This is a genomic window from Streptomyces sp. NPDC047982, from assembly GCF_043204165.1.
In the GTDB taxonomy this organism is placed as follows: Bacteria; Actinomycetota; Actinomycetes; order Streptomycetales; family Streptomycetaceae; genus Streptomyces.
In genome coordinates, this window is record NZ_JBIDBS010000021.1 from 108,314 (window position 1) to 122,717 (window position 14,404).

The window sequence follows — 14,404 nt, forward strand, 5'->3', positions numbered from 1 at the left end:
CGACCCTCGGAGCGGGTCGGCAACCGCCGCGGGCCGGTGACCGACGGGGCCCGCTACAGCTCGGGGTGCGACGTGAGCTGCTCCTTCGCCCGCTCCACCAGTTCGGCCGGGGGCACGGGCGCCTGATCGGGTGGCGCAGCGCCCACTTCGCCGCGTACGGGCACAGCGCCACGACAGGAACCCCTTCCCTGGCGGCCATGGCGTAGAACTCCTGGACGAGGGCGCCTGCGACGCCCTTGCCCTCGTGGCCGGGCTCGACGACGGTGTGGACGGCGACGAGCGCGGCCGGCTCGCCCTCCATCACGAAGTACGCGACGACTCCGGCGGCCTCGCCGTTCTCGTACGCGAGCAGGTTGCCGCTCGCACGATCGTCACGGATCTCGATGTCGACGTCGGTCCTGCCGGTCTCTTCGGCCACGGTGGGCACTCCTCGACGGTGGAACGGCTACGCCCGGCGCTTTGCGGGGACGGCGTACGGACTCCGCTCGGTGACGGCACCCGGCGCGGGCTCGGAGGCATCGGCGCCGAGCCCGACGATACGGTTGTCCGCGTCGACGTGCACGACGCGCGGCGTGAGCGTACGCGCCTCGGCGTCGTCGACCTGTGCGTAGCTGATGAGAATGACCAGGTCGCCGGGGTGGACGAGGTGCGCGGCGGCACCGTTGACACCGATGACGCCGGAGCCGCGCTCGCCCTCGATGACGTACGTCTCCAGCCTGGCGCCGTTGTCGATGTCGACGATGTGCACCGACTCACCGGGCAGCAGGTCCGCCGCCTCCATCAGATCGGCGTCGATGGTGACGGAACCGACGTAGTGGAGGTCGGCGTGGGTCACGGTGGCCCGGTGGATCTTGGACTTGAGCATGGTGCGCATCATCGAGGTACTCCTGGACATAGGCTCCCTGCCTGCGTTTTTGCAGGTCAAGGGCGTTCTTCACTCTACAGGGCATGCGTTGGTCGGAGGTTGTGAGGAACATCGCTTCACCCTGGCAAGTAGGCTCCCTACCTGGGCTTTCGCGCCAACGACGTCCTGTGATGCCACCACTCCCGGTGCCCGTTCGGACAAGTCTTCGCAGAAGACTTGGGGACTCATGCTGATCAGATACTGACTTACCTGACGGCCCACCAGGCGCATGAGAAGCCTCCTGTCACGCAAGCACTCGAGGTACATCCACGTGCCAGCTCGTCGGCCATTCGCATCGTCTGCTTCCAATATCCAGTCTCATTGGGCCGCCAGCCAGTCGACGGTCGAGCCTGCTGGGATCTGGGCGGCTGTCGGAACAGATGCCGAGGGAATGGTCCGCATCACGCAACCATCCAAGTAACCCTGGACATCAGCCCGATCGAGTTCAGCACACCAGCACGCGTACGCCCAGCCTAGGTGGGGCCAGGCACAGCCCCAGCCCCACCGGCTGGTCAGATCTTGGTGTCGAGTACGTCCAGCGCTGCATGGAGGACCGGCTCGACACGCAGGCGTGTTCCGTCCCGGTCGAACACCTGGAGCGCCTCCAGGCAGGTGACGGCCCAGCGCGCATCGTCGGAGGAGAGGCCGGACATCTCGGCCGCGGTAGCAAGGTAGGCGTCGTCGTGCCAGTCCGTGCCGAGCTGTTCGACGACCCCGTCGTAGACGGCCTTCAGGGTGTCGATTTCCAGCAGACCCACGGCCTCGACGAACTGTTCGGCGCCACGGCTCTGCCGCAGCCACGACGTCAGGTCGCCCAGCACCCGGTCCTGGTCCGGCTCGCGCTTACGCAACCGCAGGGCCAGGTCCAGCAGGTACGGCCAGCCACCGGTCGCCGCCGCGAGACGGGTCAGTCGCTCCTCCGTCTCGCACAGGCTGTATCGCTGCGTCCAGTCTTTCAGGCTGCGCATGTCGTGCCGGCGCAGCACCACGACGGTGTCCTGGTCGGCGTCGGGGCCGGTGAGGAGGCCGGACCAGAAACCGAGCTGTGCAACACCCGACACCAGGACCACGGACCTGGCGGCTTCGGCGGCCTCGGGCAGGACCGCTCTGGCCAGGTCGAGTGACTCCCGACAGGACTTCTCACTGCCCAGTGACAGATCGCTGATGAGCAGTCGCCGCTCACCCGCGCTGCCCGCGGCGAGTTCCCTGCGGAACGCCTTGGCGCTGCCGATCGGAGGCACCGCCCAGCCCGCCACCCTGCCGGTCACTTCTCGCAAGGTCCGCTCCACATCAGCGACACCGGTCGCCTGCGTACCGAGCACGACACGGACCTGGTTGTGGTGTTCCCCCAGCAAGTAGTCGATCTGGTTCACGGTCAGGGGGGCTGACCTACCGTCGTAGAGGTCCGGACGGCTCTCCAGGACAACCGTCTCCTCCAGCCGCGACTCTTTCTCCGCCCGTAGCAGCCGCGCCTCGATCTCTTGGGCGGTGCCGATCATGCGGAGCGCGTTGGGCCCTCGCAAGTGCCAGCCCTGCCCATCATGGTTCGGCGCCAGGACGCCGAGGCCCACCATCTCCTGCAAGTAGGCGCGGAATCCCTCACTGTCCAGTTGCTCGAAGCCCCGGGGCCACCAGCCGGCGCATTCCTCCCGCAGCTCCCGGTCGCTGAGCCGGGTTTCCAGACCGTTGTCCCGGGCGTGCTGTGCGAGGACGTTCGCGATGACGTGGTAGCGGTCGTCCAGAGCGAGGGTGTCCTTGAACGCCGCGGTGATGTCCGACCGCAGCGAAGCGTCCTGCTCCACCGCGTCCACGTCGGTTTCGTCAATGGTGTAGGGAGGCGGACCGAGCGATGTGCGCGCCCGCCTGTCCTGCATGACCTGCACCATCCTGCTGCCGAAGATCTGCAGCAGGAACGGCTGGTACGAACAGAAGCCGAGCACGCGGTTGACCAGGTCCACGTCGGCGAACTCGAAGCCGAGAGCACGCATGGGATGCACGATGAGGTCGGCCGCGAACTGCGGGGCGAGCGGCCCCACGACCGTCGGGGTCTGCGCCAGGTGGCTGAACGGGCCATTCCTGGCGAGCCGCGTGAAGCGCTGAACCGAGTGCAGGCCGGCGAAGACGACCTTGGCCCGGCCGCGCGAGTCCTCGCCCAGCCCGCGCAGCCGGCGGGTCTCCGTGCACTCGGGCACGTCCGCCTCGAAGAAGCGGTCGCACTCGTCGAGGAGGATGAGCAGCCGCCGGTCGGGGTCCTGAGCAAGCCACCGGTCAATCCCGTCAGTGACCCGCTGCCAGGACTCCTGCTGCGGGCCCCGGCGCCGCGGCTCCTCCAGGACGCCCTCCCGGATCAGCTCCTGGTCCAGCGTGGGCCAGATGGCCTCCGCGCCAAGGGCGGTACCCCGGCCGATCCCGATCTTGTCCAGGTTGAGATAGAGCTTGCGGTACGCCCCGGGGCGCTGTTCCTCGAACCGGTCGCCCGCGTCGGCGAGCAGGGCCGACTTGCCGAGGCCCCGGCCGCCGTAGAGGATCTGCGTCCCCGCCGGGTCGTGGATGCTCTTGCGCTCGCGGTCCCGGCCGTAGAACATCTCCCGGCCGATCTGGCCGCGCTTCTCCTTGATGTACGGGTTCACCGCGGAGAACGGCAGCAGCGTCTCGGTCGTGGCGTCCACCCGCCGGTTTCCGTGCGCGACGAGGTAGGCCAGTGCAGCGTCGTCGATGACCATGATCGGCTTGGTGCCCTGGGAGGCGGCGGCCAGTTCGATACGGGTCCTGCTGTCCAGCGTCCCGAAGTGGACGACGAGCAGACTGCTCTCGTCGGGGTCTTGGAGCGCGCGGCTGATGAGCAACTTCGCCGCGGGGCGGCCCCAGATCAGCAGTGCACGCAGTTTGCCACCCCGGTCCTTGATCTGGGATCCGAAGGCCGGCGCCCAGGCACGGCCGGTGACGTGCACGTCAGCCAGTTCGAAGAACCGGTAGTCCTTGCCGCGCGGCAGATCGTCCAGGGGCCGGGCCCGCCGCGCCTCGTATCCGAGCAGGGACAGGGCCGGCGTGAGGCTCTCGCGCGGGTTGATCTTGATGCGGTCCTTGGTCGTGGCGAGCGTGCTCCACAACTCCATTGCCGCAGCAGCGCGTTCGGCCGCCTCTTCCGACAGCCCCGCGTAGTCCAGAACCGCGTGGTCGCGGCACCGGCCACGGGTCCGCACGGCAGCGATCAGCTCGGCGTCGACACCGCCGGGCAGGGCGTCCGGCACCGCGGGGAAGAATGCCTCCAAATGCGAGTCCTCGGACCTGATCTCCGGTACCGGCTCGCCCAGTTCCAGGAAGTAGACGAGCTCGGCCGCAGTGGCCAGGCTGTCGGTGTCCAGATTGCGCTGGACTCGTTCGCGGTCATCCGCGCTCACGTCCGTCAGCGCGTCCAGCCGGGCACGCAGCCGGTCGGCGGCCTCCTTGCGATAGCGAGGAAGGAGCTCCTCGACCCGATCGAGGTTGCGACGCACAGCGGCAAGCTCATCCGGCCCTTCATGCTCCAGGTACTTGCCGGCGTCTGCCAGCAACTCCTGCAGGCTCACGTCCTGTTCGACCGTGAGTGCCTCGTCCGCCTGGGATCGGCGGAGCCGGGCGGCCAGTTCCCCCTGCTTTTCGGCGAGCGCCGCGCGGCGCTCCCTCTCGGTCCCGGTGAGCTCTGCTCGGCGTTCTTCGGAGAGGGTCAGGGTGTGGGCCACCGGGAGCACGCCGAGGTCGGCGAGATCGGTGATCGTTCGGACCAGACCGAACTCGTCACGAGCGAGCTGGTACGCGATGGCATCGTCCCAGGTACGGTCCACGGCCTCCAGCAGTCGTTCCACGGTCGGCTTCTCACCGGGTGCGCCCGGCCGCGCCTTGTGCAGCTCGGCGTCCATGACCTGCTGAACGTCCGGCTCGGATCCCGTCTCGACCGGTCGGCCGTCGGCGTCCAGTCCGGCGAAGACCTCTGCGAACAGGTCCCGGGCCACGTAAGCGGTGGCTTTGGCCAGCACCGCGGAACTGCGTTCGGCCGCGGCGAGGTCGTCGGCGACCCGTTCGCGCAGGCCGAGGAGGGAGAGGCGCAGCGAGGCAACGGACTGGAACGCCCACACGTTCTCTTCCGCACGGCCGGCTTCCAGGTCGCGCTTGACCGCATGCCACTGCCGCACGGCATCGCGCACACGTTCCAGGCAGTGGCGGACGTTGTTCCGGCCCGATCCCTGGAGACCACGGCCGCCCGGGCCGCGCAGGGCGGAGTCCATCTCATCGATCGCCGCCTCGACCTGCGTACGCCGGGCGAGGTTCTCCAGCAGCTCGTCCGCGCGCGTCGCGGCGTCCGGGGCCCCGGAGACGATCGCGGTCAGCACGCTGCCGAGCAGGCCCGTCGGAGCCAGCCAACGCTGCACCATGGCACTGGCCCGTTGGAAGCGCAGGCGTGGGACGGTGAGCAGGGCCTGGCATGCCTCCACAGCTGCGCGCAGCTCGCTCTCGGTGTGGGAGACATCGGCGACGACGGCGTGGGGCGGCGCGATGAGCAGTGCGCCCTGCAGGGCCCGCTCCGCCACCGTGGTGGCCACCTCATGCAAAGCGTCAGGCAGTTGGGGGGCGAGCGCCCGCAGCTGCGCGCCGACCACGGGCGAGCCCGTCACGAGGGCCGCGCGGACCAGGGTGGGCAGCAGGAGCAGGGACAACGCGTCGGTGTCGCTCTCCTTGCGGGCCTCCCACTCGTGCAGCGACTCCACGATGACCTGAGCCGCGCGGCCGGTCCTGGTGCGCAGCAGTGCCGCAGCGGCGGCCAGGCGCAGAACCGCGGACTCCGTGTCCGGGCGGTCGGCGGCCTGCGACAGGTGGGCAGCGAGCCCGAAGCGCCTTTCGGCGATGAGCCGGGCGAGGACCGACTCGACGTCCTGCGTCCGGATTCTGTCGGCGGTCCCCGTGTCGGTGTCGGGGGCCGCCGTGGTCAGGGTGGAGTCCGCGATAACCGGCCGGGGCGGTGCGGGCCGCTGTTGTCCACCGTCGGTGGACCCGAGCCCGTCGGGGCCGGGCTCCTCGGTGCGGCGGACCTGCCGGTCCTGCCCGTCCTGCGACGCAGACGCGCCGGTGTCGCCGTCCGTAGCGGTGACGGCCTCCGGGAAGGCGGTGCGGTCCGGGGTCTCCTGCGCCTCGACGGGACCGCCCGTCAGTGGGGCGGCCGTGCCGCCGTCGCCGGACCTGTCCTCGGTCACCGTGATCTGCGCGTACAAGACTGCTGCCACGGCGTACGGCGGATGAGCGACCGACAGCTGCTGCTGGAACTCGATGACCTCCTGCTGCGCGCCTGACTGGTCCTTCATGCCGGCGAGGCGTACCAGCAGCGTGAGGAAGTGCGCGCAGGCTTCGTCCTGTTCGTCCCACTCATGCTTCGCGAGCAGCGCGTCCGCACGCTGCCTGGCGTCCGCGACCACCCCGGCCACGGCGCTGTCCGGGGAGCAACGGAGCGTCGTCACCGTTGCCACCACGCGACGGGTCTCGGCGTTCCTCTCGTTCCGTTCGGCCCGCGCACGGAGCTCGTCGATCGCCGCGAGGACGTCGTCGAGGCGGTCGGCGACCTCGGTGACGCCGAGCGTGGAAAGCGCGGCCCGCGCGCGGGCGAACGCCGGAGCGACCGCCGCGAGCCGTGTCAGATCGGTGACGGCGGGTGGGCACCCGTCCACCAGGGCGACGCGGAGGCGGTCGGCGGCTCCTCGCGCCTCCTCGACGACGCGCTGGAGTTCCTCCTCGGCCGCGGTCAGCTCCTCCATGGAGTCCCGGTCACCCGGGGGGCGCTGTCCCTGCTCCGCGGTGGGCTCTGTCGGCTTCGGGAGCTCGGTGTGGCCGGGCAGCCGGGGCCCCGGGACGGCCGTCACCGGCTGTGCTTCCCCGGTCGCCATGTCCTCGGGTGGCGCGGTGGGCTCCTCATGCGGCGCGGTCGGCTGGAAGCCGGGGGTCCCGTCGATCACCCGCTGGGCCACCTCGAACACCGCGTCCCGGGCGGTCTCGTCCGCGTCTATGCCAAACCAGTCGTGGCCGGCGGCCCATACGAGCAGACGGGCGTCGTACGCCGATGCCTGGAGGTGGGAGAACAGTGCCAGGCCGAGCAGGCGTGTCCCCCAGCGATCGACGAGTCCGGGCGCGGAGCGGGCGGTCCCGCACTCGGCGACTACGCGGTCGATGTCGTTCATGATCCGCGCGGTGAGGTGGAACAGGGGATACCTGCGGACGGGCGGCTCCACTCGCTGTAATCGCTTGAGTACCTGCTCGCTGAGCACTCGCCCGAAGCGCCGTGGCTCGACCTTGCGGAAGCCGAGGCCGTGCATGATGGCCTGTCGGTCCTTGGACTCCAGGGAGTTCAGCGCGAGTTCCGTCTCGCCGACTGTGAGGCCGTCGAGGGGGGTGTCGAGCATCGACCCGAGCCCGTCCAGCGCTGCGGCGAGCTCCTTGAGCAGGCCGACTGGTGTTCCCTGCGGGGAGAGCGGTGGTTTCGCAACCACGGTATAGCTGGCGGTCATTCAGTCCCGATCTCTTGTGTTCTGTGGTGCGGATGCGGGGTGTGGTGTGTGGCGCGCGGTGGCGCGGTCGATCCGGCGCGGCTGCTCAGCGTCGGCGGAAGTGTGCGGTGACGAAGGTGTAGCCGCGCGGCAGTTCCCAGCCGTCCGCCTTTCCGACATGGCGGCAGTGTTCGCGGTAGGCGGTGCGCTGTGCGTCGGTCGGTTCCGAGCCGGCGGGGAGCTTGCGCAGGAAGCCGTGGACGAAGTGCTCGACGCCCCTGTCCTGCGGGGACGCAGCTGCACCCCAGCGCACCGCCGCCCGTGGCACCACCACTGGGTTCGGCGCGTAGCCGATCAGGGCGATCGGCGGCTCGCCCTCGCGTGCCGGGTGGTGGGGCTCACCGTCCGTGCCACGGCTGCCGGTGGCCGGGTAAAGGTTTCGATTGGCGAGGAGGTCGTACACGGCCTGCTCCAGCGCGGTGAGCTGGTGCGGAGCCGGAGTGGTGTCGTAGACGCCCCGGGGAAGGGCGCTCCGGTCGAGCAGGGCGTGCCCGTCGGGCGTGAGCCGGCCCAGGCGTCGTACGGCACGCAGTACGAGGTGCCTCGTGTCCAGACCGCCGGAGGAGTCGCCGTCCCGGCCGCTGCCCGGAGCTCCTTCCCGGATGAGGACCGCGGTGTCGTAGCGGTGTGCGACGAGCTGCCCGTCGATATCGACGGGGTCCTCCAGCTCTACGGTGTGGAGCCTGAAGACGGTGCCACCGCGCGGCCACTGGAGGTACAGGCACAGGCCGGGGAAGAAATCGATGGGCCACTGGACGTTCCGGAGCATGCCGGTCTCTTCGGTGAGGTCCAGCACAACCTCCTGCACCTCCTCGCACTCGTCGAGCTCGCCACCGGGATGGCTGATCTCCAGGCGTACGGGGAGGCGGTCCATCCCTAGGTACGCCAGCCCGCCCCGGACCAACCGGTTCAGCGGCAGCCTGTCCTCCATGAGGTGGGTGAGGCGCAGCGGGAGCTGCCAGCAGACCTCGCTGTCGTTGATCCGCGAGTAGTTCGGCTGACCGATCCATTCGCCGTCTGCGAGCGGGGTGTCGGCGGGCTCCGCGTCGGTGTACTGCTCCTCTGCCGGCTCCTCCTGCCGAACGCCTTGTGGAGGTACGGCGACGGTCCGGGGTGGCGCGGGCGGCTGCTGCGTGTCGTGCCACCCGCGTCCTGCCGGGCGCAGCGGATCGCTCTCGCCAGCTTCCTCGGAGCCCGGGTGGTGGGACCGCCAGATGCCGCCGCTCTCGAAGTCGTCGTCCAGAGTGATCCGTACATCAGTCTCGGCCCGCAGGCCGTTGTCCGTGTCGCCGCGGACGAAGTCCGCGACCGCCAGGTTGGCGCGACACACCGAGGCCGCGTACTCCACTCCGCTCAGCAGGGGTTCGGCGCCGTCGACTCCGCGCAGCCAGGGGCCGATCGCCGTGTACACGGTACGGGAGCCTTTCAGGCCGTGACGTCGCCGCGTGACCGGGGTGGCGCTGCGTTCCAGGGAGCCGGCCAGGGCGTGCACATCCGCTCCGCCGAGCGGTCCGTCGTGGCAAAGCCCGGCCCCGATGCGGGTACGGGTCAGCGCGTAGTGGCCCCAGGTGCGCAGGCTGTCGCTGGTTCGCAGGGCGTAAGCGGTGGTGTCCCACAGTCCGATGAGGGCCTCTTCGAGCCGCTCATGAGCGCTGCTCCCGGCCAGGTGGGCGACGGACACGGGAACGAGGGGGCTCAGCAGTGCCTCGCGCTGGTGGGTGAGCAGGTGGTGCACGAAGGCGGCCGAATCGTCGAGACCAGCCTGCTGTGCGGAGTCGTACCGAGCGTCGACGACGAGGTGTCCGTCCTTGTTGAGCCACTTCTGGCGGGCGCGGAAGCGCCGCAGCTTCACCTCGCCGAGCTGGAGTGCCGGGCCGAAGGCCGTGAGGTCGGGGACCAACAGCTCTCGCCGCACGGGCCGCTGTGCGCCCGCATGCAGGCGCCGACAGCGAGCTGTTCCGCGCGGTTGCCGCGCTCGGTGCCACACTCACATCCTTGGCCCCGGTGGCCGGTTCGAACCGAGAGTCCGCGAAGGTCGGGATCGTCTTCGACTGGGACTCCTGGTGGGCGAGCGAGCAGGACTCCCACCCCACCTCCCTGCTGAACTACCGGCAGGAATGCCTGGACTGGTACTCGGCGCTCCTCGCGCTCGGCGTGCGTGCCGACCTGATCACCACAAAGAGCGACTTCGCGCGCCACGACGTGCTGATCGCGCCCATCCTGCACGTGGTCCCGGCCGATCTCGCCAAGGAGCTGACCCGCTACGCCCAGCAGGGCGGACACCTGATCACCACGTACTTCTCCGGCGTGGTCGACCAGAACGACCACGTCTGGCTCGGCGGCTACCCCGGCGCCCTGCGCGACCTGCTCGGCTTCCGCGCCGAGGAGTTCGGCCCGCTGCTCGCCGACGAGTCCGTGTCCCTGGACGACGGCTCGACCGGCACCCTGTGGACCGACCGCATCACCCTGACCGACGAGCGGACCGAGGTCCTCGCCCGCTACGACTCAGGCAACCAGGTCGGGCGGCCGGCCGTGACCCGCCGTACGACGGACGCCGGTTCGGCGTCCTACGTCTCGACGCGCCTCGGCGTCGAGGGCCTCACCGCCCTGCTGCCGCGGCTGCTCGAGCCGACGGGTGTCGAGAGCGAACTGCCCGACGAGGCTCGCGGACGCGTCGAGCTGGTCGTCCGCAGGAACGCCGAGGAAAGGTTCCTGTTCCTGGTGAACCGGACCGGCGACTCCGTGACACTCCCCGGGTTCGCCGGTGACGTGCTGTACGGCACGGCCGGTGACGGCGGGCTCGTCCTCGGACCACGCGAGGTCGCCGTGGTGCGCCGGCCACTGGTCTGACCCACTCCCCCGTTTCGCTCCGTACATGAGCTCCCCGGGCTGCACCTTGCCCGCCCGGGGCCACCCGCAGCGTTTCCACATTCTCAGTTGGGAGCACACGATGCCACGCCGTACCCACAGCAGACGGTTCCTGGGGGCCGCGTCGATGACCGCGCTGGCGACCGGAGCAGCACTGCTTTCCGTCCCGGCGCCGCCCGCGCTGGCCGACACGGCCACCGCGTCGGTCACCGTCCAGCCGGACCCGTCGTACAAGCAGGACAAGTTCGAGGGCTGGGGCACCAGCCTGGTCTGGTTCGCGAACGCCACCGGCGACTACCCGAAGGAGATCCGCGAGAAGCTCGCCGATCTGCTCTTCGACGACGACGGTCTGGCGCTGAACATCGCGCGTTACAACATCGGCGGCGGCAACGCCCCCGACGTTAAGGACTATCTGCGTCCCGGTGGTGCGGTGGAAGGCTGGTGGAAGGCGCCGGCGGGAACGACCCGCGCGGACACCGGCTGGTGGAACCCCGACGACCCGGCCCACTGGAACGACAAGGCGGACGCCACCCAGCGCTGGTGGGCCAAGCGGATCAAGAACGACATCGATCACTGGGAGACGTTCTCCAACTCCCCGCCCTGGTTCATGACCGTCAGCGGCTATGTCTCCGGTGGTTTCGACGCGGGCGTCGACCAGTTGAAGGAGAGCTCGGTCGACGACTTCGCCGCCTACCTCGCTGGGGCGACGAAGCGGCTGGAGAAGTCCGAGGGCATCAAGGTCGACACGATCGACCCGTTCAACGAGCCGATCGGTCACTGGGGCACACGTCTGGACGCGGACGGCAATCCGGTGGCGCGTCAGGAGGGCGCGGACATCGGGCCCGAGCTGCAGCAGAAGGTGGTCGCGACGCTGGGGCCCGCCCTGAAGAAGGCGAAGGTCAAGGCCGGCATCTCGGCGATGGACGAGTCCACCCCCTGGGGGTTCGCGACGACCTGGAACTCCTACTCGCAGGCGTCCAAGGACCTCGTCGGCCAGATGAACGTCCACACCTACAACACCGGACAGCGCACCGCGGTCCGTGACCTGGCCAAGGCAGCCGACAAACCGCTGTGGATGAGCGAGGTCGAGGGTGACTGGGGCGATGGGCAGAGCTTCACCGACATGCGCCCGGGGCTGGGCCTGGCGCAGCACATTGTGAACGACCTGCGCGAGCTGGAGCCCAAGGCGTGGGTGTTCTGGCAGCCGGTCGAGGACTACGACAACATGAAGCCGGGCGGCGAATTCGCCAAGGGCGGCAACTGGGGCTCCGTCCAGATTCCGTTCAGCTGCACGTCGGCCGACACCCTGAAGACCTGCCCGATCTACACGAACACGAAGTTCGACACCGCCCGGAACTTCACGCACTTCATCAAGCCCGGCGACAGCCTGATCAAGGTCGACGACACCTCCAGCGCCGCGGCCGTGACGAAGAACGGCAAGGGTGCCTCACTGGTCCATGTCAACTCCACGACCGCGCCCCGCGCGGTGACGATCGACCTGTCGAAGTTCGGGGAGATCAAGCGGGACGCAGCGGTCACCCCGACCGTCACCGACGCGGCCGGCAAGCTGGTCAAGCAGGCGCCCGTCAAGGTCGTCGACGGCAAGGCGACGTTCACCGTCCCTGCGCAGTCGGTGACCTCGTTCGCCGTCAAGGGCGTCTCCGGCGTCGCGAAGAACGCAAGTCTGTTCAGCACGGGCACGTCGTACACGCTGACCGGTGTTCAGAGCGGCAAGGCGGTGACCGTCGACGCAAACGGCACGAACCTGGTCATCGACTCGGCAAACGGCACGGTCGCGCAGGAATGGCGGCTGGCGGCGAAGTACGGCACGACGGGCAACCGTCAGCGGTACGTCTTTGCCAACCCGGCCGAGGGCAAGCGGCTCGCCGTACGGGACAACGTGCCGGTGATCGAGGCCGATACGGGTGAGCGGGACCCGGCGGCGGAGTGGATCCTGTCGACCACGGGCGACGGCACGTGGACGCTGGTGAACGTGGCGACCGGACGGCTGCTGGAGGTCGGCGGCCAGTCGACGCACGAGGGCGCGGCCGTCACGACGTGGCAGGCCAACTCTGGCTCCAACCAGCGCTGGCGGATCACCGAGGTGAGCTGACCAGCGCGTGAGAGGGCCCGCGCGCTGTTGGCGATATGGCGTCCCGGGTCCTGCCTTCGCCCCGTCGGGTGTGAGGCGAATTCGAGGGGTCGTTGCAACACGTGGTTGTTTTGATCAGGCCGCGAGCAGTTTAGACAGGCGCTCGGCTGGAGTTTCCCAGCCGAGCGTCTTGCGTGGTCGGCCGTTGATCTCGGCGGCCACGGCGTCAAGGTCCTCGCGCGTGTGGACGGACAGGTCGGTGCCCTTGGGGAAGTACTGCCGCAGCAGGCCGTTCGTGTTCTCGTTCGAGCCACGCTGCCAGGGGCTGGCCGGGTCGCAGAAGTAGACCGGGACGTCAGTAGCGATGGTGAACGTCTTGTGTGCGGCCATCTCGGATCCCTGGTCCCAGGTGAGGGAACGCAGCAGGTGGGACGGGAGGGTTTTCACCGTCTCGACCAGGGCGTCCCGGGTGCTCGGCGCAGTGTGGTCAACCGGGAGGTGGACCAGCATCACGTAGCGCGTGGTGCGCTCGACGAGCGTGCCGATCGCCGAGCGGCTGTCCTTGCCGATGATGAGGTCGCCCTCCCAGTGGCCCGGAACGGCCCTGTCGGCGATCTCGGCGGGACGCTCACTGATCATCACCATGTCCTTGACCGCGCGCGGCTGGCGTTTGTTGGACTGGCGGTGAGGGCGTCGGCGTGCGCGTCCGGTCCGCAGGGCCTTGGCAAGCTCCCGGCGCAGTTCGCCGCGTCCCTGGACGTAGAGGGCCTGATAGACCGTCTCGTGAGTCACGTGCATCTCCGGCCGGTCGGGGAACCGTCCGCGCAGAGCGTGGCAGATCTGCTCGGGGCTCCAGCGCAGGGTCAGGTGGTCCTGGATGAAGTCTCGCAGTTCGGGGTTCTGGCCGATCTTGCCGGGCTTCGGACGGGGCCGGCGGGCATCGGCGCGAGACTGGGCCGCATACGGGCGGTAGTGCCACTGGCCCCGCGTGCCGTCAGTGCGGTTGCGGCGGATCTCCCGGCTGATGGTCGACGGGCTGCGGCCCAGCTCGGCCGCGATCGCCCGGATCGTGGCTCTCTCCCGCAGCCGGTCGGCTATGTGGATGCGTTCGTCCTCGCGCAGGTACCTCGACGAGGTGGGCTGTGGCGTCCGCGGGGCAAGCGCGGGCGCCACGGTCCGGTTGGGGCTCGTCCTGCCGTTACGCCATTCACGACCGGTCCTCAGGTTGATCCCGACGACCCGGCAGGCTTCTTTGTTCGAGTACCCGAGCTGCATGAGCCGGAAGTATTCCTCCCGCTCTGCCCGCAGCTTCTTGCGCCCCCGGTTGACCGTTCGGTCCCGGATCTCGAAGTCCATCGCATCCCCTGAGCTGGGGTGTTGCGACGACCACTAGAACTCAAGTGACCGGCGGGGCGAAGTGCTGCCAGGCGGGAGACTCGTGTGCGACCTGAAGTGTGTCGGTGAGCGAGGCGTCGACGCGGTCGCACGGAAGGTACCGACGCCGCCGAAGACCAGGCATGACGGCGACGACGGCGAGGGCACGGTGGAGGTCGGGGACGGGACGCAGGTGCGGGTGAGTGGGGCAACTGCGGGGGTAGGGCGGTTCAGGGAGGAACGCGACCCCGGCGGCCTTGAGGCGGTTCGTGCGGTCGCAGGTGATCGATCCCGAGCGAATGGATGTGGGAGGAAGTCGGGACGCGCTTGAGACGTCAGCCTTCGACGGGCCAAGGACGGCCCTCTGGTCCCCAGGACCCGGCACAGAAGGTCGGCCGGGACGTCGGCACCCCGTCATCGCCGTCCCCGGCCCCGACGGCAACCAGATCGCCGTCTTCAGCCCTGGGACGACGCCCTCGCCATCGCCTCCGTGCCCGGCTTCTACGAGCTCAAGCGCAGCCGCACCAAGGGCCCGGACTTCACCAACCTGTGGAAACGGGGCCTGCACGCACGCCAGCGGCAGATCACCCCTTGCCG

At 69.5% G+C, this 14,404-nt stretch carries 5 protein-coding genes and 3 pseudogenes; 3 read left to right on the top strand and 5 right to left on the bottom strand.

The window, feature by feature from the left end:
- Positions 1 to 53: 53 nt before the first annotated feature.
- The 4 genes and pseudogenes from ACGF2V_RS24585 to ACGF2V_RS24600 all read right to left on the bottom strand — a co-directional run bounded on the left by ACGF2V_RS24585 (position 54) and on the right by ACGF2V_RS24600 (position 9,388).
- A pseudogene (locus ACGF2V_RS24585) lies at positions 54 to 418 on the bottom strand (GNAT family N-acetyltransferase).
- Between the two features lie 27 nt (positions 419 to 445).
- A complete protein-coding gene (gene panD / locus ACGF2V_RS24590; RefSeq protein ID WP_362624673.1) occupies positions 446 to 877 on the bottom strand; it encodes an aspartate 1-decarboxylase in 432 nt (143 codons plus the stop codon).
- Between the two features lie 539 nt (positions 878 to 1,416).
- Entirely contained in the window at positions 1,417 to 7,434 is a 6,018-nt protein-coding gene (locus ACGF2V_RS24595) for a hypothetical protein (RefSeq protein ID WP_362624659.1), read from the bottom strand.
- A gap of 85 nt (positions 7,435 to 7,519) precedes the next feature.
- Positions 7,520 to 9,388, bottom strand: coding sequence for a hypothetical protein (locus ACGF2V_RS24600; protein ID WP_362624661.1), 1,869 nt, complete (start codon positions 9,386 to 9,388; stop codon positions 7,520 to 7,522).
- A gap of 2 nt (positions 9,389 to 9,390) precedes the next feature.
- Here ACGF2V_RS24600 and ACGF2V_RS24605 point away from each other — a divergent pair.
- Together ACGF2V_RS24605 and ACGF2V_RS24610 are read left to right on the top strand one after the other, a co-directional pair.
- Positions 9,391 to 10,323 (top strand): annotated as a pseudogene (locus tag ACGF2V_RS24605) (beta-galactosidase trimerization domain-containing protein); the annotation flags it as partial.
- A gap of 100 nt (positions 10,324 to 10,423) precedes the next feature.
- Positions 10,424 to 12,454, top strand: a complete 2,031-nt coding sequence (locus ACGF2V_RS24610; RefSeq protein ID WP_362624663.1) for a glycoside hydrolase — start codon at positions 10,424 to 10,426, stop codon at positions 12,452 to 12,454.
- Positions 12,455 to 12,568: 114 nt separating this feature from the next.
- Here the strand turns inward: ACGF2V_RS24610 and ACGF2V_RS24615 are convergent, their stop codons facing one another.
- Positions 12,569 to 13,789, bottom strand: a complete 1,221-nt coding sequence (locus ACGF2V_RS24615) for an IS30 family transposase (protein ID WP_362709050.1) — start codon at positions 13,787 to 13,789, stop codon at positions 12,569 to 12,571.
- 405 nt (positions 13,790 to 14,194) lie between these two features.
- Between ACGF2V_RS24615 and ACGF2V_RS24620 the strand changes: the two are divergent.
- Positions 14,195 to 14,357: pseudogene (locus tag ACGF2V_RS24620) on the top strand (disulfide bond formation protein DsbA); the annotation flags it as partial.
- Positions 14,358 to 14,404: the final 47 nt, after the last annotated feature.